Here is a 19,175-nt window from a genome sequence, read left to right as displayed (position 1 = left end):
TCATCCGGTATCGTCTGTAGAGGCATCGAAACCGCTGTCGGCCAGAACCTTTTTGGCCCTGATACGCCCTCGACAAGTGCGTGTGCGACGTTGAATTCGCGGCCCCCTTTTTTGTCAAAGCGAGTTTCTCTCATCCGTTTTAAGTGCCTCTTCGTCCAAGATGCGCGATTAAAAACTGCAGCTTCGGAGCGGTAAGTACTTTGTTAAGTTAATACCGCGCTAGTCGACCATACGTACTGCGCTAGCTCTCTTATTTTTGAGAATCGAAGACGAGCAAAGACGCGGGGCGCATGAATTGGCGGTCAGATGACAGTGACCCGACTATTAAAACGCGCAATTGGGTAATGAAGACCCCATGCGCAATAATCTAGGACATTGATTAATGCCTCCAAGCATCTTCTCGCGCATCAGTACTAAACTAGCAATGCTTTCTGTGCTCGGCATTCTCCTCGTAACTGTCATGATCGTCACTGTCTGGCAAGGCAGCGCCTACGTTCATGAGCGTACGGCATATCAAAGAGACATGCTGCTCATATCACGTGAGATGGTCGAGGCTAAAGCAGCAGTGCGCGGGATGCAGATCGGTGTACGTGACTTACGCCTGAGTACGTCCGCAGAGGGCATTGCAAAAGCCAGCTCGAGCATCGCGGAACGTCATGAGACTGCGAGCAAGTTTCTGGACGTAACCTTAAACGGGATGCAATCCCATGATGAGAGAGAGCGGCTAGCCAACGTCAAGACTTTGGTCGAGACCTACTTCTCCCTGAGCCAGGAAATGACGAAGATCATGGCAGCTAAGGTGCAAGCTAGCGCCGAAGATCCTGCTCTGAAGGCAAGCGAAGCGTCAGTTATGGAGAAACTGCTCGTCGCCGCGACCGAAGCAGCAAATCTGCTCGACGAAGGCGTGGAATCGTTGAAATCGACAACGGTCCAGGCGGAGAAAGATGCGACCACTGCCTCGGCGTTGGCTTTGCGCCTCAATCTCGGCGCCGGTCTGGTCACGATTATCGCGCTGATCGCTGCTGCAATTTTCGGTGCTCGCGCGATCGCAAGACCGATCGGCCAAATCGGGGCGAGCATGACCGTTCTTGCGCAGGGGAATCTCGACACGAAAGTCCCTTTTGCTGATCGTCGTGATGAGATCGGTGAGATGGCTCGGGCCGTGGAAGTGTTCAAGCAGAACGCCATCAAGGTTCGCGACATGAACGCCGAGGAAGCGGCGTTGCAGGCCAAGAGTGTCGACCTGCAGTCGAGCATCGGCGAAGTAGTATCGGCGGCGGTCGCCGGCGATTTCACACGGCGCATCACCAAACGCTACGACAATGCTGATCTCGACCGGTTTGCAGCAAGCGTCAACGAGCTGGTGACCTCCGTCGACCGCGGTATTGCGGAAACTCGCCGCGTTATCTCAGCGCTTGCCGATGGTGATCTGACGGAAAACATGCGCGGCGAATTCCAGGGAGTCTTTGGCGAGCTGAAGAATAACGTCAACGCCACCATGGCCAATCTTCGGTCCCTATTGGGCGAGGTTCGTTCGGCGATTGACACGATCAATGGCGGGGCTGGCGAGATGCGTATCGCCTCCGGCGATCTGTCGAAGCGCACGGAACAGCAAGCCGCGGCTCTGGAGGAGACCTCTTCCGCACTTGAGGAAATCACTGTTGCGGTAAAGAGCTCGACCGAACGGGCGACGGAAGCCAGCCATATGGTCGATGAAGCCCGCAGAAGCACCGAGCAGTCCAGTGCCGTCGTCAAGGACGCCGTGGCTGCCATGGGGCGGATCGAGCAGGCATCAGGTGAAATCGGCCAGATCATCAACGTCATCGACGAGATCGCCTTCCAGACCAACCTTCTGGCGCTCAACGCGGGTGTCGAGGCGGCTCGTGCCGGCGACGCCGGAAAAGGATTTGCCGTTGTCGCACAAGAGGTGCGTGAACTGGCACAACGCTCGGCCACCGCAGCCAAGGACATCAAGGCGCTAATCAACAGGTCAGGTGATGAGGTTAACACCGGCGTCAAGCTGGTAACAGCGACGGGCGACGCCCTCGGGCTGATCCAGGACCATGTCATTAAGGTGAATGAGCACGTGCACTCGATTGCGACGGCAGCACGTGAGCAGTCGACCGGGCTGGCGGAAGTTAGCACCGCGGTCAACCAGATGGATCAGACAACCCAGCAGAATGCGGCGATGGTGGAAGAATCGACGGCGGCCACCAACCGGTTGGCGGATGAGGCTTCCAATCTGGCGCAGCTCATTGCGCGCTTCAGGCTCGGCGGTCCGGCTTCTGCACCGCGTGTTGCCCACCGCGACGGTAAGCCGGTCGCCTCGCCAGCGCGCGCCCTGACCCAAAAGCTTGCCGGCGCCTTCGGCGGACGCACTGCAGCCGCTGTCGCAACCAGTGAATGGGAAGAGTTTTGATGGACGGCGCGATCAACAGTGCAACGCAGGAAATCATCGCCTTCCATCTTGGCCACCAACAGTTCTGCCTTAAGACGACGTCGATCCGGGAAATCCGGGGATGGGCAGCGGCAACACCGCTGCCCCACGCCCCACCGCATGTGCTGGGCGTTATGAATCTGCGCGGTTCTGTCATTCCGGTGATCGACCTTGCGGCCAAGCTCAGGGTAACGAGCACCCTCGACACCAGCCGCAGCGCCATTGTCGTCGTGGAAGTGGGAGATGGCATCATCGGCCTGGTTGTTGATCAAGTCTCAGATATCTTGTCGATCAGCGGCGAGCGCATCCAACCGGTTCCCGACTTGGGCGCAACCTTCGATCCCGCCTTCTCCTACGGCATCATCCCACTCGAATCGGGCATGGTCTGCTTCCTTAATCTCGATCACATGCTTGCCAGCATCGATAACCGGATCGCAGTTGCCTAGCAGAATTTTGCCACTTTTGCTCTGCGGCCTCTCCTGAGGGCCGCGGAGCATTTCATGATTTCAATGAGAGTTCGCAAATGTCTAAAGTTATCGCAATCAATTTCGGTCGAAAGGCTGAGACGGATGCCGGCGTAGATTGCTCCAAAAATGCAGATCTGCAGCGCCTGGAGCAAGGCCGCCTGGAGTTGATCGAAATCACCAATTATCTCGAAGCGCTACGCGCGTGCCTTATCGCCCGTTCAGACGGCTCGGTCACCTAGCGTTGCTGAACCTATTTCCATGGACCTGTCCGGAATCCCGATGACTTCCGACCATTCTCAATCCGCCTGTTATGACCGGAGACATTCATGCTGCGTCTGCTATCGACATCAATCGCACGCCAAGTCGTCGCGCTCACCCTCGGCTTCCTTGTCATCAGCACCGCAGCAATCGTTGCTGTGACCTACTACAATCTCAGCCGAGACGTCATGGACAGTGCAGTGGCCGACGCGAAAGATGCCAGTCGGGCGATGGCAATTCTCTACACTGAGAACGAAGATGGTGCGAAAGTAGCTTTCCAGGATGCCGAGCTTGCTTCTGTCACCGAGGAGAAAATTCCGGCCTTCAACGATCATGGTCTTGTGGATCGGGTCGCGCAGTCGATTGCCGGGGTAGCAACGATCTTCGAAAAGCAGGGAAGCGACTATGTCCGCCTCTCGACAAATGTAAGGAAGCAGGATGGCAGCCGGGCGGTCGGTACCAAGCTCGCCGCCGATCATCCCGCTCAATCCGTCCTTGCCAAGGGCGAAGCCTATTATGGTCCGGCTCAGCTGTTCGGACGTGAGTTCATGACGGGTTACTACCCCGTAAAGAATTCTGCGGGGACCACTGTCGGCATTCTGTTCATTGGCATTCCAATGGAGGTTTATTTCGCTCGACTAAACCATCTGCAGCTGCTTGTTCTGACGGCCGGCGGAGTGGTGATGGCACTCGTCGGCTTCTTCGCCTTCTTTGCGGCCCGCCAGACAATAAAGCCGCTGCAGGCTTTGACTGCGACGGTTCATGCTATCTCAGCAGGCGATCTCAACGGCAACATTCCCTGCCTGAAAAAGAATAATGAATTCGGAAAGATTGGCCGCGCGTTGGAGGCCTTTCGCGACAACGCCCGCGCGCGCCATGATCTAGAGGCGCAGGCAGCCGAACAACGCGTTCTCGCCGAGGTCGAACGCAGCCGCAACGACACTGACAAGCGCACGCTTGACGAACAGATCGAGTTCGCGGTGAACCAAATAGCAGTTGGCCTTGGTCGCCTGGCACAAGGTGACGTCTCTCAGACGATCGAAACTCCATTTGTCGGCCGTCTTGAGCAGCTTCGCATCGATTTCAATGCCTCGCTTGTCCGCCTGCAGAATACCCTCACCTTTATCCGCGACAGCGCAACGGCAATCCAGCACGATAGCAACGCGATGCGCTTCTCGGCCGGCGAACTTTCGAAACGCGCTGAGGCACAGGCTGCCAATCTGGAAGAGGCAGCTGCGGCCGTGGAGGAAATCACCATTGCGGTCCGATCCTCGGCTGACCGCGCCCGCGAGGCAAACAATGCCGTGGCGTTGACCAAAAAAACGGCCGACAGCTCCGACAAAGTCGTAGGCGATGCCGTTGCCGCGATGAACCGTATCGAACAGGCGTCCAAGAAAATCGAACAAATCATCGAGCTGATCGACGATATCGCATTTCAGACAAACTTGCTGGCACTCAATGCTGGGATCGAAGCAGCACGCGCTGGAGAGGCAGGCAAGGGCTTTGCCGTCGTCGCGCAAGAAGTGCGTGAACTGGCACAGCGCTCCGCGGTGGCCGCGAGCGAGATCAAAGGCCTCATTGAACAATCAAGTCGGGAAGTTACGACAGGCTCCGAACTCGTGCAGAAAACAGGTGGCATGCTGGCTTCGATCAGCCAGGAAATTGTTGCGATCAGCAAGCATGTTGAGGCTATCGCTACAGTTAGCCGCGATCAGGCTACGGCCTTGCAGGAAGTCAACAGCTCCGTCAACTCGATGGATCAGATGACCCAAAAGAATGCAGCGATGGTGGAGGACGCGACGGAAGCAAGCCGTGGATTGGCCGAGGAAGCGGAAATTCTTATGAGCCTTCTGCAACAATTCCGTATCGAAGGCGCAGCTAAGGATGACCAGCAGGCGAAGCAAGCGGCCTGATTGCTGATGGTCGTCGTACGGTACAGTGAATGACGAAGCGACATTGAAACAGCGTCGCCCGATGCTTTTCAAAAGCAGGCAGAAACGCCGTCGGCCTTGTGGCTTTGGTGATGTCCACGCTACTCGCCTTCGTCCGAGCGCCCCAGTTCGCGCTGGTAGCGGTCCTTGAGTATGGACACGAACGTGCGTGTTAGGCTCGAATGCGGGCCGACTCGGATAGTCCCGATCGACCGCCGCTCCTGCTCCAGCGGATAACGGATCCTGACCAGCTTGCCGTTCGCAAGCTCGGGGCTGACATGATGGGTCTGGAATGCTGAGAGGAAACGCGAATTCTGGGTGATCGCGCGTCGCAAGGGGATCATGTCGACCTCTATCGCGACATTGGGTCCAGGAATTCCAGAGTCGTCGAACACCGCCGCAATCATCCGTGTAATGGACACGTCGGCTGGCCCGAGCGTCCAACGAGCGTTGGCAAGGTCTTCGACCGATGGACTGGGATTGTCGGCAAGCGGGTGCGACGGACTAGCGAAGATCGCTATTTCCTCCTCGGCGAGGACGTCCTGAACCAGGCCTTCCGCCTCCGGCCCGGTCAGCGTGTAGTAGAGAACGATGTCGAGATTATCTTGCTGCAAAGCTTGCAGCATCTCCGTAGCCGACCCGAACCGAAGTTCAGCACGGAATTCCGGATGTTTCTCGACTAGGCTGACAATACTTTTGCAGAACGGAATAAGAGGATGGACCATGACGACTCCCACCCTGAGAAGCTGTGCCGAAGCGTCATGGTGAGACTTGATGAAGCTTTCTGCCCGGCCGACCTGTTTCTTGATGTCGTTGGCGTGTGCGAAGACCAGTTCGCCGAAGGCAGTGAGCTCGATCCCCTTAGGACTTCTGGTCACCAGGATTCCACCGAGTCTCGCTTCGAGGTGCCGCAGCGTCCTGGTCAGCGAAGACTGCGAGACGTTGAGAGCATGGGCAGCACGATTGATGCTGCCCAGCTCAACGATCGCATGGAAGGTCATGAGGCCGTTGAGGGTTACCCAATGCATGCGGCAGCCGATCCTCCGGAAAAGAGCATGCTCATTTCACAATCACGGATGCAGCCTCAACATCGACATCTGTGAACTTGTTCTTTTTCATGATGTCATTCCACGCCTTGACCTGAGCGTCGGTGATGTCGACCGAATAGTTGGAGAACGGCACGTTCTTCATCGCTTCAGGCGGCAGCTTGAGGTACTTGGCGGCGATTTCATGCGACTTGTCCGGGTTGCTCTTGATGAAGGCATTTGCCTCGACCAACGCTTCCTTGAAGTCCTTGGCGGCCTTCGGGTTGTTTGCGACCCAGTCCTCGGTTGCCGTGTAAACGTTGGAAAGCAGGCCTTCGGGGAAATCACCTACAAACCAGCTATATGCCTTCCCGATGCCTGCTGCCTCGATGCGTGAGACGAAGGGTTGACCGATGGTGGCTGCGTCGATCTGACCATTGCGCATCACGTCTCCAATCTGCGGAAATCCCACCTCGACAAAGGTCACTTTTTCGGGGTCGACGTTGCCGTCGGACAGCCACTGCCGGAAGAGCACGTTGAAGTAGCTTCCGAGTGCACCGGATGCGACCCGTTTGCCGATGAAGTCAGCCGGGGAGTTGATGATCACGCCGTTGCGCACGACGATAGCTCCGTTGGGATTCGTCTTGGTGACAAACGTGCCGCCGGAAATAATCTTGATGGGGAAGCCGCCCGCCTTCGACTGGATGAGGCTCGGCGCAGTCACCGCACCTACCTGAAGACTATCAGCCAAGAGCGCCGGCGGCATGGACTGACTGTTTGGCATCTGGGTGATGGTCACATCCAGGCCGCGCTTTTCGAAGAACCCCTGGTCCTTCGCGACGAAGGCGCCAAGGTAGTCGATGACGGGTGTGAAGCCCACGTTCACCTTTACCGCCTGCGATAACGCGGGGGTTGCCAGGCCTAAGGCCATTACAAATGCGAGAACTGTTTTCTTCATCTTTCTTCCTCCTCAAAGACTTTCGTGTTTTTTGGCCGATTACGGCTTTCGCCAGGTCAGGAGACGCTTCTCCAACTGGGCGACGAGCAGTGCGGACAGGTAGCCGAGCAGACCGAGTAGGAGCACGCCCGCGAACAGGTCCGGTGCCTTGAACAGTCGCGCCGACGACAGGATGAACTGTCCGAGACCTTCGCGTCCGGAAAGCATCTCGCCGACGACCGACAGGATCAGCGCGTAGGTCAGGCTGATGCGTGATCCGGCGATTATGTCAGGCAGGGCATTCGGCAGCGCGATCTTCCAGATAAACGCCGTGCGGCCCAACTTGAGGATGCGCGCCACTTCGTTCAGACGGGGCTCGATAGACGAGAACCCGTGGATCGTGGCGAGCAGTGTCGGCCAGAGAGCCGAAAAGCCGATCACGGTCAGGACCATCGTCTCCGTCAGGCCGAGGATTGGGATCATTACCGGAATGATGGCGGACGCAGGCATTGGCCGAAGGTAGTCGAGCATCGGCTCAAGATATGACCGCGCCACTTTGGAGATGCCGATGATCGAACCGAGCACCACCCCAAGAAGGGACGCAAGCACCCACCCAAAGATCATCCGCTCCATGGTGGCGATGAGCCGATCAAGCAGAAGGCCGCCTGAGAAGCCGTTGATGAGCGCATTCATGGCTCGCTGCGGGCTTGGCAGGTAAATCGGCGAGATCAGGCCGAGATTGGCCTGGATCTGCCATAAGGCGATGACCAGAGCGGTAAAGACGAAGCCGCCAACGCGCCAGACGAAACGGGTGTCGGTCATCTAACTGCTCCCACAGAAGCAGCCGGACCGAAGAAGCGGTGCTGAGCGTATACGAGGATTGCGTTGAGAAACCAGCCGATGAAGCCGATCCAGACGAGGTAGGCGAGCGTGAGTTCCGGCCGCAGCGACTGGCTTGCCGACATCATCTCGAAGCCCATGCCTAGAGGGTTCGCCGTGACCTCGCATGTGACGGCGACGATGAGGGACAGACCCGCCGCTAGTCGGAAGGCGACGAAAATACGAGGCAGCGCGGCTGGAAGGATGATTTTGAAGGTCCGGTCCATGAGACCGAGCTGCAGGACCTTCGCCACTTCCAACAGCCGCGGCTCCACGCCCATCACGGCCGTGCGCGCAAGGATGAAGATCGTCCAGGTGCAACTGAATGCCACGCAGGCGCTCTCGAGCCGGTAGCCGAAGCCGAAGATCAGGATCATCACGGGAATCAACGCTGACGACGGGATCGGCCGCAGCGCTTCGGTCGTAACGTCGAGAACATAGTCGAGCCGCCAGAACAGGCCCCGGAAGATCCCCATGATGAGACCGATCACGCCCGCAATGGCGAGCCCTATCATGGCTGCGGAGAGGGTCTGACCGGTCGCCCGGAGAATCTCTCCGTTTGCCAGGCCGCGAGCCAACGCCAACGCAACCCTGCTCGGCGGAGCGAGACTGTCACTCTGGAACCCACCAACGCTGAAGACCAGCTCCCAAGCCGCCACCAGCAGGACGGGTATGACAAGCCCCCGCGGGAAGGTGAAGCGAGCCGCAGGAGCCTCTTCCTCTATCGCCATCGTAAGCTGGTTCATGCCTCGGTTTCCTGGATGAAGTCGAAGAGCTTCCGGCGAAGGTGCAAGAACTCCGCGTCCTCGCGGGAGGCGAGCTGATTGCGCGGTCGAGCGAGCGAGACGTCCTTTTCGATGCCGATGCGGCCTGGATTGGGCCGTAGGCCGATAACACGGTCGCCGAGATAGACGGCCTCTTCGAGGTCGTGGGTGACAAAGAAAACCGTCATTCCCGTACTCGCTACCAGTTGCAGGATTTCGTCCTGCAACGCCTGCCTCGTCATAGCGTCGAGGGCACCGAAAGGCTCGTCCATCAACAGCACCGTCGGGGACTGCGCGAGGCAGCGCGCAATCTGAAGCCGCTGCTGCATGCCGCCTGACAGCTCAGACGGGTACTTCGCCCCCTGCCCGCCTAGCCCGACTTTCGTCAGGAGATCCTCAATGATGGCCTTTCGCTGCTCCTTCGGCGTCTTGTTTGCCTCAAGGGCGAGCTCGACATTTCCGTAGGCGGTGCGCCACGGCAGCAGCGCTTTTCCATAGTCTTGAAACACGACAGCCACATCCTGACGCGGCTCGACGACGGCATTGCCATCGATCCTCACAGACCCACCGCTTGGCTGGACCAGCCCGGCAACTGTGCGGAGTAAGGTCGTCTTGCCGCATCCGGAGCCTCCGACGATGCACAGGAACTCGCCTTTTGCGATGTCCAGGTTTATTCCCGTGAGGACCGGGCGGCGGCCCAGGCTGACGTTCACATCGGAAAGGGATATCAGCGTCGTGACACCAGTGTTCCGGCCACTGGAAATATCGAGCATTTGCGCCTGCATTGAACCTCCTCTTGCCGACATGGTCGACTAAATCCTTTTCAGCCATCCCCGGATGGCGGCTTCATCTCCCACGGAAGGCCGATGCCCGGCGGCAACCATCGAAAGGTCCACATGAGCGCCCGCGGCCCTCAGTGCGTTCGTGAGCTTCATGGTTTCCGCGGGTGTTACGACCTCATCCGACATTCCGCCTACGACGAACACCCTGGTGCCGCTGATCGGCACAGGACGGGCTTCTTTGAAAGGAACCGCCGGACGCAGGAGCAGCGCCGCACTAAGAGGCGGAGCGCCGCGGTACAGCGCAGCCACGATGATATTCGCACCATTCGAGAGACCGATAGCCACGGGTGGTTTCACTCGGTAATTCGCGACGAACTCCAAAATGAATGCGTTTAGATTGTCCGCCCTCCGCTCGAGGTCGGCCTCGTCTAACTGCCCTGTCCCGAGCCGCTTGAAGAAGCGCAGCTTCCCATCCTCAACGACCTGGCCTCTCAGACCAACGATGGGGGCATCTGGATCCGCGATCCTTGCCAGCGGCACAAGCTCGTTCTCGTCACCGCCTGTCTTGTGGAAGGCCAGGATCGGACGACTGCCCTCGTTAAGCTTTCCAAAGACGTGATATTCGAACCCCTGAAGGGATTGCCGCTCCGACATGATCACTCCGGGACGTTAAGCGGACGATTCGCCAAGAAATCCTCGAGGCTTCGAAGTTTCGAGGCCGTTCCCTTCCCCTGGATCTCTACACCTTCGAACCTCGACGCCTCATAGAGCCAGCTCTTCGGAGCAGGGTATTCCCACGAATGCCTGTTCCCTCGATGCCAGCGCATGGGGACATCTTCCGCATCGCCCATCTGAATCGGCGGCGACATGATTTCCACTCGATGGCCGTCCGGATCCCTGAAGTAGACATAGAGGGCATGGCCCTCGCCGTGCCGCGCCGGGCCACGCTCTAAATTCGAGGCGTAACCCAGAGAGCTAGCAGTATCGAGTGCGCGGAAGAGGTAGGTCGAGTCGGCGACGATGTAAGCGAAGTGATGGAGAACCGGACCGGGGCGGGCCAGAAAGACGATGTCATGAGGATTGTTCTTCCGGTACATGAAGATGCCGAGCGGTGTCTCGTCGTGTTCGCCGTCGACGAAATAGTCGGAGATCCGGAACCCAAGATCAGTGTAGAACTCGCTTGCCTTTGCGACGTTCGGCGTGAGCAGTTGGACGTGATCGTAACGGAGTGCGGCCGCTCCCTTCTGGACATGGAAGTTGTCATGAAGCCTGTGCTGCGCAGGCATGGTCGCGCAGAACTCGAGCGGCACGCCGATGCTGTCGGCTACATGCAGCGTACGTCCTTGGTGAGCCACATCTACAAACGCCGGACTGCGGCCCGTTTCTGAGAAGTAATCGAATGCCCGGTCGAGATCCGCGTCGCTGTCCACTCGGAAACCGAGCCGCTGACACGCGGGCTGGTCCTTCTTCTGCACCAGCGTCAAACTATGATGGGCGCTTTCCTCGACGCCGCGAAGGTAAACAACGCCCTCTCCCTCGGCTGAAACGACGAGTCCGATTACGCCCGTGTAAAAGGCAACGCTCGCTTTAAGATCGGAAACAGCAACCGAAACGTGGCTAGCGCGCCGGATGGAGAACGCTGGCGACATGTTGGTAATCGGTACGGTCATGGAAAGGCCACTCCTCATCTGCAGCGCCATCTATATCGATATTTTTTGTGTCCGCAAGATATATCGATAAAAATTATTTTGTCGATATTTTCTTGACAGGACAAAAATTCTGGATGAAATGGCGCAATCAATTTGATGGGAAGGGACATTCGTGTCAGGAATTCCGAAACCACCCCGGGACAAGAACTCCCCAGTTTCTCAGACGACGACCGTCTTCGAGCAAATTCGCAGCGACATCCTCCATGGCGCGCTCGAACCCGGCTCAAAGCTGAAGATCGAATTGCTCATTGAAAAATACGACACCGGGGCTACGCCCGTGCGAGAGGCGCTATCGATCCTTTCCACTACAGGGCTCGTTGAGCGGATGGAGAACCGCGGTTTCCGGGTAGCGGTCGTCAGCGCCGAGCATTATGCAGAAATTCTGTGGACACGCTGTTTCGTCGAGGAACGTGCGATCCGCGAAGCCGTGCTCCATGGCGGACGCGAATGGGAAGAGAAGGTCGTGCTCGCACAGTACCATCTGCAGCGCGAATCCAACCGCCTTGAGGCTGCTGACGACGATGCGCTTAAACAGTGGGAACGCGCCCACGAGGAATTTCACACCGTCCTGATTTCAGCATGCCCGTCGAAACCCCTGTTGCGCTTCTGCGAGCAGCTCTACAACGAGAGCAACCGGTATCGTTACATCGCTCGCCTTGGCCGCGGATCGAGGTCTGGAGCAATCGAAGAGCATAAGCGGATCGCGGACGCGGCGCTGAAGCGCGACGGCGACCTCGCAGGAAGCCTTCTCGTGGAACACTATCGGCACACGGGCGACCTTCTCAAGGCGCACCTCGATGGTTTCGACCCTCACGCCGGAATGAGACCAGCACTCAAAATTACCGAATAAAGATAGGGATCGAAAATGCGCATTTGCCGTTTTGATGACAATCGGGTTGGCGTTGTGGAGGGCGATGAAATCGTCGATGTCTCCGCGATCTTGGATAGGCTCCCGCCCGTGAAATGGCCCTACCCCCGTGGCGACGCGTTTATCGCCAATCTTCCGGACCTGATGCCAGAGATGCGGAAGATCGCTGCCGATGGCCGCCGCCTCAAGCTCGCTGAGGTCAAGCTTCTCAGTCCTGTGGCGCAGCCTGGCAAGATCGTTGCCGCACCTGTGAACTACAAACTTCACCTCGAAGAGGCACGTGCCGACCAGGGCATCCACTTCGGCTCGCACGTAAAGACGATCGAGGAATGCGGAGTATTCTTGAAGGCGACCAGCTCCATGATCGGCCCGGCCGATCCCGTCGTTTCCGACCGCTCCGACAGACGCACGGATCACGAGATCGAACTGTGCTTTGTCATCGGCAAGAAGGCGCGGCATGTCCGCGAGGACAACGCTCTCGACTACGTGGCAGGATTCATGATCGGTCTCGACATGACGATCCGAGGCCCGGAGGAGCGCAGTTATCGCAAGTCGCGCGACACGTTCACGGTATTCGGGCCGTGGCTCGTGACCGCCGACGAGTTTGGCGACCCCTCCGCGGTCGACTTCGAGTTGAAAATTGCAGGACAGACGCGTCAGAAAGCCAACACCCGCGATCTGATATTCGATTGCAGGAAGCTGATCGCGTACGCCTCCGAGGCGTATACGCTAGAACCCGGCGACGTGTTCATGACGGGAACGCCGGAAGGAGTTGCGCCCGTAGAACCGGGTGACATCCTCAACTGCCGGATCGACGGCATCGGCGAGATGAACGTGGCCGTCCGGGCGGCCTGATATGCTCGCACTCAAGGATGCGCAGGAAATTGCGTCCGCCGCCCTCACCTATGCAACCTCCCGGCAGCTCATGCCGCTAAGCGTCGTTGTTCTTGACCAGCGCGGCGTGCTCAAAGTCGCCGGGACCCAGGACGGGGCGAGCCTGGCCCGTCCTGATATTGCACTGGCCAAGGCCAATGGCGCGCTCTCGATGGGAATGGGTTCTCGCGACCTCGCGAAGGCGGCGATCAACGCGCCGCACTTCATTCAGTCCCTTTCAACAACGATCCGGGGTGGCATCGTCCCGCACCTCGGCGGAGTGCTTATCAGAAACGCCGACGGCCAGCTTCTTGGCGCTGTCGGGATTTCCGGAGACAGGGGGGATCGAGACGAAGCCGCTGCAATACACGGAGTGCAGACAGCCGGCTTTGTCGCCGATGCGGGAGCGAGCGAATAGCTCGACTGCGAGTTATGCGGGCCGTAGCCGCTCTGCATAACGCTATCGCAAAGGAGCATAATCGAGTTCGTGAGAGACCTGATAGGGTCCTTTCATCAGGAGGATACCCATGAACCAGACCATATCGATTTCATCGCTCGCCCAGTCGCGAGCAGCAGAACTGAAGGCCTCGATGAAGGCCATCGCAAAACGGGTGGGCGATAGATCCGCCCAGACGGATCAGGAGCGAGTCATCTCTCCGGACACGATCGCAGAGCTTGAAAAGGCTGGCTTGCTAAGGGCCTTGCAGCCCGCGCGCTGGGGCGGAGCCGAGATCGTGAACACCGATTGGCTCGATCTTATCGTCGAGCTCGCCCGGGAGTGTGGCTCGTCGGCTTGGGTTTACAGCGTCCTAACCGCCCACGCCACGGCCATCGCCTGTTTCCCTCGTGAAGCCCAAGCCGAGATTTGGAATGAAAATCCACTTGCAGTAGCATCTTCCGCGGTCGCGCCCACGGCAACCGCCCGTACGGTTGAAGGCGGCTATATCGTCAGCGGCAAGTGGAGCTTCTCCAGCGGTTGCGACTACGCCCAGTGGGCTCTGGCCGGAGCCCGCGTCAACAACGGCGAAGGCAAGCCCCCAGGCATGATCTTCACGCTCATCTCCTTCAAGGAGCTAAGGATCGAGGACGATTGGCGGGTTCTCGGGCTCCGGGGCACGGGCAGCAAGTCCCTGCACGCGGCCGACGTTTTCGTTCCAGAGCACCGCACGCTTCCGTTCAAGCAGATCATGGACGGCAATGCCGTCGGCGCATTGGATTACGAGACGCCCTACTATCGCTCACCGCGCCATGCATGGGCTCCGTCAGGCCTAGCTGCCGTAGGCGCGGGCATCGCACTCGGCTTCGTGGACAAGTTCGCTGAATACGTTCGCGAGCGTAAAATCTTGACCGGTGCGTCGATGGCCGATCTCGACACGATCCAGCTGAAGATTTCGGAGTCGGCTGCAGAAGCCGAAGCCGCCCTGCGCGCCCTTAAGGGTAACACGGCGGAAGCTATGGCCGAGGTCGCTGCAACAGGAACTCTCACGCTCGAGACCCGTGCGCGCTGCCGCCGAGATCAGGCGTTCGCCACCCGTCTCAGCACGTCGGCGGTTGACCGTCTCTACACTGCCGCAGGCGCATACGCTCTCTACGAAGGCAACAGCATGCAGCAGGCTTTCCGCGACATGCATGCCGTCGCGGGCCAGATCGTCCTTAACTTTGATGCAGCCGGGAAATCTTTCTCACGCGTCATGCTGGGCCGTCAGCCCGACGACCTGTTGCTCTGAGGAGGCGACGATGAAAACCATGGAGATTTCGGATGAGCTGCCTTCCTGCAGCCGCGACGACTTTCGCATGGCAATGCGGAAGCTTCTCGGCGGCGTGACGCTGATTTGCACGAGGAGCGGCGACCGTTCCTATGGCATGACGGCGACGGCCGTCTGCTCAGTCTCTGCGGATCCGCCGACCCTTCTCGTGTGCCTGAACAGGAACGGCAGCACCTGCGCGGCAGTCAGCGAAAGCGGTTTGTTCTCAGTGAACCTGCTCAATCCTGAAAATGTCGATCTGGCAGGTGCCTTTTCCAGTGCAGCTGCGGATCAGCAAGATCGCTTCTCGGCCGGTGAGTGGACCGTTCTGGAGACGGGTGTTCCGGTCCTTCGGGGCAGCGCGGCGAGCTTCGACTGCGAGGTCACCGAGGAGATCGACAGCGGCTCGCACCGTATATTCATCGGGCGCGTCCGGACGGTATCGAAGTCTCGCGGGGATACCGCCCTCGGCTATTTCGCGGGCTCGTTCGTCGTACCCGCTCTGCTATCGCAACCAGTCGTGTAAACGCGTTAGGAGGAGTTTAATGGCAGACCAAGTGGCAGCGAAGCCTGAACTGATTGTCCCGGCTCCAGGTGAGTACGTTTTCGATCTGTCCAAAGGCGATGCCATCGCCGCAGGACCCGGATACACTTCCGCGGCGGGGCGGGTGGTGAAGGGCGACCGGATGATGGTGGGGCTGATGCGTCTCGCCGCCGGACAGGCCACCGAAACCCACTCCCATCCGAACGAGCAATGGACCTTCGTCGTCGAGGGGATATTCCTCGCCGAGATCGGCGACGAGAAATTCGCGGTCGGACCGGGTAGCGTGGTCTATCAGCCAGCCAACATCCTGCACGGTGGAAAGGCGGGACCAGACAGCGACCTCGTTTTCTTCACAGTCAAGGACAACTCCCACGGTCTCTACGGCACGAGGGCCTGACATGAAGCACCCGTCATTGTTCGACCTGGAAGGGTCGGTGGCTTACATCACGGGCGCTGCCGACGGCCCCAAGGCCTCGCTGGGAGCGACCTTCGCCCGCAGCCTTGCAGCGGCAGGCGCCCAGGTGGGGCTGGTCGACATCAATAGCTGCGCATCCGTTGTGGACCAAATTAACGCCTCGGGCGGAAAAGCCGTGGCGGTTTGCGCCGATGTGAGTTCCGAGGAGGAAGTCGCCCGGGCGTTCAACGAACTCCGAGCCGCGATCGGGCAACCGACTATTCTCGTTAATAACGCCGCGGTCGGCTCTAACATTCCGCCCGTGCCGGTGTCTGCGCTGGCAGAGTGGACATGGGATCAGGCGATGAATGTGAACGTCCGCGGATCCTTCCTGTGTTCGAAGGTCGCATCGGGGCTCATGGCTGAGGCAGGATACGGCAAGATCGTCAACATCGGGTCGACCGTCTCGCGTCAGGGCCTGGACCAGCGACTTCACTACGTCGTAGCCAAGGGCGCGATTGAGGCGATGACACGGGCGCTCGCAAAAGAGCTGGGCAAGGACGGTATCCGTGTAAATACCCTTGCTCCCGGCTTCGTCATGAGCCGCGCCGTGGAGAGAGCGATGTCCGAACGCCCGGGGCTACACAAGCAAGTCCTCGAGGCTCGGTCGATCCAGCGGGACATCTCCGCCGAGGATCTGATCGGCACGCTCCTCTTCCTCTGCTCCCGTGCGAGCGATCCGATTACTGGGCAGTATTTCTCGCTGGACAACGGCAGCTTCTTCACATGAGTGAATGCTGGGTCAAATCATGAACATTGCGGTCATCGTCGGCAGCCTTCGCAGAGGCTCCTTAAACATGAAGCTTGCGCTCGCGCTCGAAAGCCTCGCACCCTCGCCCATGACAGTCCGCTTCGTCCCCATAGGAGATCTGCCGCTCTACAACGACGACCTATGGGCAGATCCACCCGTATCCATTGTTCGTTTCAAGTCCGCGATCGCTGCGGCGGATGCTGTGCTCTTCGTCGGCCCCGAATACAATCGGTCGATCTCCCCTGCCATCAAGAATGCAATCGACTGGGGAAGCCGTCCTAAAGGATCCAGCATATGGGAGGGCAAGCCCGCGGCGGTGGCCGGCGCAAGCCCCGGCAACATCGGAACGTCCGTTGGCCAAGCACACCTCAAGTATGTAGCTTTGACGGTAGGCATGGCAGTGCTCGCCCTGCCGGAAGTCTATCTCAGCCTACGCGACGACGACTTCGATTCATCTGGCGGGATAGAAAACGAAGCGACCAAGGGCTTTCTCTCCGGATTTCTGAACAGCTTCTCTCTGTGGATCGAGCGGCTTGCTCCCGACCCGCTGAACTCAGATTACGACGGCTTAGGCAGAAGCAGATCACAAGTGCGTTGAGGTAAACGATCGGGGCCCTTGACGCAGGCCCTCTGCTGGTCGTGTGCGAGGCGCAGGTTCTTCGAGCTGGCCGACGTTGCCACGAATACCGCCGCGGTGGCCGCGCTGCGCCAATCCTGCCGGTCGCTCTGGAAGCCGTCAAACTGACCGATGTATTAAAGACAAACTCATTCCCGCTCCCGTCGGCCCGTTTCACCCTTCTTAGCCTCTCAGAGCATCAAGATCGGACCCGCTGACCCGCAGTAAGCCTCAATGGTCATGCCGCCGACCGATCACGGTCAAATTTGCCGTCACTATGGTCCACCCCGCGCAAGCTGAATTGTGAGATCCTGTCTCGCAGCAGCTTCGCGTCCATCGCGAGCGTTTCTCCCACCGTGCTCACCTCTTCCACCATGGTGGCGTTTCTCTGGGTGGCGATATCCATCTCGGTGATCGCCGCGTTGACTTCTGACAACCTCGCCGACTGCTCTCTGGAAGAGACTACAAGCACCTCGATATGCGATCCGATTTCCCCTATGCTCTGATCGATAAGCGTTAGCGCGGTTGCCGCCTCCGTTACCAGCGCCACCCCGTTCGCCACGTCTTGATGTGACTGATGGATCAGACCCTTGACCTCTTTTGCCGAAGCTGCACAGCGTTGCGCGAGCGACCTGACCTCCTGTGCGACGACCGCAAAGCCTTTACCAGCCTGTCCGGCTCTAGATGCTTCGACGCCAGCGTTCAGAGCCAGCAAATTGGTTTGGAAAGCAATGTCATCTATCACGGCAACCGCTGTGGAGATCAGATTTGACGACTCTTCGATCTGAGACATCGCCTTGATCGCTTCGCCGACAACGACACTTGATTTCTGAGCGCGCTTGTTGGCATCGCTCGCTGTAAGCCTCACTTCATCAACGCGCTTGGCCGAATCGAACAAGTTCTTGGTGATTTCATCCAGGGCTGCGGCGCTTTCTTCGAGCGAGACCGCCTGCGTCTCTGTTCGACGCGACAGGTCGTTCGCGCTGCGACTGACCTCCCGGGCGCGAGTGTCGATCGATATAGCGGCGGACGCGACGTCGCCGAAAGCGCTATTGAGCCGCTCGGTTGTCTCGTTGAAGTCTTGCCTTAGTGGCTCGAAATCATCGGCCAGTCTATCTTCCAGGGATCGGCTTAGGTCGCCAACCGACAGGCGCTTAAGCGCCGCAGCCAGAGTGTCGGTGGCTTCCACCATGTCCATAGCTCGCCGCTTCTCGATCGCTGCTTGGAAGCTTTCCTTTTCGTCGGCAGACCTTCGTGCTTGCGCTGCGTCGCGCTCAAGTTCGGCCGTCCTAAGCCCGTTGTCGCGAAATACCCGCACGGCCTTCGCCATCCCGCCAACTTCGTCGCGCCGGTCCGTACCGCTAATTTCCAGGTCGAAGTTGCCGTTCGCAAGCATTTCCATATCGAGTGCAAGTCTCTGGATCGGTTGGGCGAGCCAGTACCGCATGGCGTAGAAGCCGAAGACAAGAACGGTCGCTAAGCCAGTCAACATTCCGCCAATCGTGAGGACCGTCGCCTTGTGCGATCGAGCGGAAAGGCTCTGACTTTGCGCAGATGCCCCGTTCGAAACTTCCGCGAGCAGGGTGTTGATTTGCGGCGTAACCGCCTTGAACCGTGGCTGGCAGTCCTTGGAAAAAAGCGCCTGCGTTGCGGAACGCGATTTTCCATCGGTGGCCTGTCCGGCCTGCGCAATCGTCTCGGAACAGAAATTGTCGATTATCTTCAGGCCCTCGGCCTTGAGATCCTGTATCCGCAGATTCTCAGGCAGGGCGGCCGCTGCGGCATCCATAAAGCCCACGAACTCTTCTTTGTTTTCGCCAATCTCTTTCAAAGCTGCGGCTGCCGTTACGGCGTTCCTAGCAACCACCAGTTCGCCGATGGTTGCTCTCGCCCCTTGCAGCGATCTATTTGCCTGACCCAATGCAACGCTGGCGCCCATCTCCTTGTCGATCAAACCGGTATAGCTCGTGACGATGTGGGACATCTGCATCCCCACCGACAAACCAGCGACTAACGAGACCGCACCTGCAATGACGAGCAGCAGGCTGAATTTACCTACAATCCTCACGTTCTTCATATAATTGCTTCCGCGCTGTGGCAGGTCATCGCCGACCCCTCCCTGCCTGCTAGTCCAT

The 19,175-nt window shown here is 58.7% G+C and carries 20 protein-coding genes; 12 read left to right on the top strand and 8 right to left on the bottom strand.

The genetic code is table 11. From position 1 onward, the window contains the following. Positions 1-382: 382 nt before the first annotated feature. The 4 genes from FHT71_RS12940 to FHT71_RS12925 all read left to right on the top strand — a co-directional run bounded on the left by FHT71_RS12940 (position 383) and on the right by FHT71_RS12925 (position 5,075). Entirely contained in the window at positions 383-2,419 is a 2,037-nt protein-coding gene (locus tag FHT71_RS12940; RefSeq protein ID WP_183719931.1) for a methyl-accepting chemotaxis protein, read from the top strand. Next, on the top strand, positions 2,419-2,883 hold the full coding sequence (locus FHT71_RS12935) for a chemotaxis protein CheW (RefSeq protein WP_246717990.1): 465 nt from the start codon (positions 2,419-2,421) through the stop codon (positions 2,881-2,883). Before FHT71_RS12940 ends, FHT71_RS12935 begins: the two co-directional genes overlap by 1 nt. Before the next feature lie 77 nt (positions 2,884-2,960). Then, positions 2,961-3,143 (top strand): hypothetical protein, encoded by a 183-nt coding sequence (locus FHT71_RS12930; protein WP_183719925.1) that lies wholly within the window; start codon positions 2,961-2,963, stop codon positions 3,141-3,143. An 87-nt stretch (positions 3,144-3,230) separates the two neighbouring features. Further along, positions 3,231-5,075 carry a methyl-accepting chemotaxis protein gene (locus FHT71_RS12925; RefSeq protein ID WP_183719922.1) on the top strand — a complete coding sequence of 615 codons (1,845 nt, stop codon included), beginning with the start codon at positions 3,231-3,233 and terminating at the stop codon, positions 5,073-5,075. A 119-nt stretch (positions 5,076-5,194) separates the two neighbouring features. Here the strand turns inward: FHT71_RS12925 and FHT71_RS12920 are convergent, their stop codons facing one another. The 7 genes from FHT71_RS12920 to FHT71_RS12890 are packed head-to-tail and all read right to left on the bottom strand — an operon-like array spanning position 5,195 to position 11,150. Beyond that, positions 5,195-6,121 (bottom strand): LysR family transcriptional regulator, encoded by a 927-nt coding sequence (locus FHT71_RS12920; protein WP_183719920.1) that lies wholly within the window; start codon positions 6,119-6,121, stop codon positions 5,195-5,197. Positions 6,122-6,152: 31 nt separating this feature from the next. Further along, positions 6,153-7,076, bottom strand: a complete 924-nt coding sequence (locus FHT71_RS12915) for an ABC transporter substrate-binding protein (RefSeq protein WP_183719917.1) — start codon at positions 7,074-7,076, stop codon at positions 6,153-6,155. 39 nt (positions 7,077-7,115) lie between these two features. Then, on the bottom strand, positions 7,116-7,877 hold the full coding sequence (locus FHT71_RS12910; protein ID WP_183719914.1) for an ABC transporter permease: 762 nt from the start codon (positions 7,875-7,877) through the stop codon (positions 7,116-7,118). Beyond that, positions 7,874-8,680: an ABC transporter permease subunit gene (locus FHT71_RS12905; protein WP_246717989.1), complete on the bottom strand. Its 807-nt coding sequence runs from the start codon at positions 8,678-8,680 to the stop codon at positions 7,874-7,876. Before FHT71_RS12905 ends, FHT71_RS12910 begins: the two co-directional genes overlap by 4 nt. Further along, positions 8,677-9,471, bottom strand: a complete 795-nt coding sequence (locus tag FHT71_RS12900) for an ABC transporter ATP-binding protein (RefSeq protein ID WP_246718005.1) — start codon at positions 9,469-9,471, stop codon at positions 8,677-8,679. The genes FHT71_RS12905 and FHT71_RS12900 overlap by 4 nt, the downstream gene beginning before the upstream one ends. 39 nt (positions 9,472-9,510) lie before the next feature. Beyond that, positions 9,511-10,134 carry an alpha/beta hydrolase gene (locus tag FHT71_RS12895; RefSeq protein ID WP_183719909.1) on the bottom strand — a complete coding sequence of 208 codons (624 nt, stop codon included), beginning with the start codon at positions 10,132-10,134 and terminating at the stop codon, positions 9,511-9,513. Positions 10,135-10,136: 2 nt separating this feature from the next. Further along, positions 10,137-11,150: a VOC family protein gene (locus FHT71_RS12890; RefSeq protein ID WP_246717988.1), complete on the bottom strand. Its 1,014-nt coding sequence runs from the start codon at positions 11,148-11,150 to the stop codon at positions 10,137-10,139. Positions 11,151-11,301: 151 nt separating this feature from the next. Between FHT71_RS12890 and FHT71_RS12885 the strand changes: the two genes are divergently transcribed. The 8 genes from FHT71_RS12885 to FHT71_RS12850 all read left to right on the top strand — a co-directional run bounded on the left by FHT71_RS12885 (position 11,302) and on the right by FHT71_RS12850 (position 17,022). Further along, positions 11,302-12,039 carry a GntR family transcriptional regulator gene (locus tag FHT71_RS12885; protein WP_183719903.1) on the top strand — a complete coding sequence of 246 codons (738 nt, stop codon included), beginning with the start codon at positions 11,302-11,304 and terminating at the stop codon, positions 12,037-12,039. 15 nt (positions 12,040-12,054) lie between these two features. Beyond that, complete coding sequence (locus tag FHT71_RS12880) at positions 12,055-12,912, top strand: fumarylacetoacetate hydrolase family protein (RefSeq protein ID WP_183719900.1); 858 nt, start codon at positions 12,055-12,057, stop codon at positions 12,910-12,912. Position 12,913: 1 nt separating this feature from the next. Further along, a complete protein-coding gene (locus tag FHT71_RS12875) occupies positions 12,914-13,348 on the top strand; it encodes a heme-binding protein (RefSeq protein ID WP_183719897.1) in 435 nt (144 codons plus the stop codon). Between the two features lie 109 nt (positions 13,349-13,457). Further along, a complete protein-coding gene (locus FHT71_RS12870) occupies positions 13,458-14,657 on the top strand; it encodes an acyl-CoA dehydrogenase family protein (RefSeq protein WP_183719894.1) in 1,200 nt (399 codons plus the stop codon). Positions 14,658-14,667: 10 nt separating this feature from the next. Next, the gene (locus tag FHT71_RS12865; protein ID WP_183719891.1) at positions 14,668-15,201 is read left to right on the top strand and encodes a flavin reductase family protein; all 534 of its coding nucleotides are present in this window, start codon (positions 14,668-14,670) and stop codon (positions 15,199-15,201) included. Between the two features lie 19 nt (positions 15,202-15,220). Then, positions 15,221-15,616 carry a cupin domain-containing protein gene (locus FHT71_RS12860; RefSeq protein ID WP_183719888.1) on the top strand — a complete coding sequence of 132 codons (396 nt, stop codon included), beginning with the start codon at positions 15,221-15,223 and terminating at the stop codon, positions 15,614-15,616. A gap of 1 nt (position 15,617) precedes the next feature. Then, positions 15,618-16,403 (top strand): SDR family oxidoreductase, encoded by a 786-nt coding sequence (locus FHT71_RS12855; RefSeq protein WP_183719885.1) that lies wholly within the window; start codon positions 15,618-15,620, stop codon positions 16,401-16,403. A gap of 19 nt (positions 16,404-16,422) precedes the next feature. Next, positions 16,423-17,022, top strand: coding sequence for an NAD(P)H-dependent oxidoreductase (locus tag FHT71_RS12850; protein ID WP_246717987.1), 600 nt, complete (start codon positions 16,423-16,425; stop codon positions 17,020-17,022). Between the two features lie 256 nt (positions 17,023-17,278). On the opposite strand, the gene FHT71_RS12845 is transcribed toward FHT71_RS12850, so the two are convergent. Next, positions 17,279-19,117 (bottom strand): methyl-accepting chemotaxis protein, encoded by a 1,839-nt coding sequence (locus FHT71_RS12845; protein WP_183719879.1) that lies wholly within the window; start codon positions 19,115-19,117, stop codon positions 17,279-17,281. Between the last annotated feature and the right edge of the window lie 58 nt (positions 19,118-19,175).

Origin of the sequence: Rhizobium sp. BK060, assembly GCF_014193145.1 — a bacterium.
Lineage (GTDB): Bacteria > Pseudomonadota > Alphaproteobacteria > Rhizobiales > Rhizobiaceae > Rhizobium.
The sequence above is the reverse complement of the archived record's forward strand: the minus strand, read 5'-3'. Positions and strand labels throughout refer to the sequence as shown.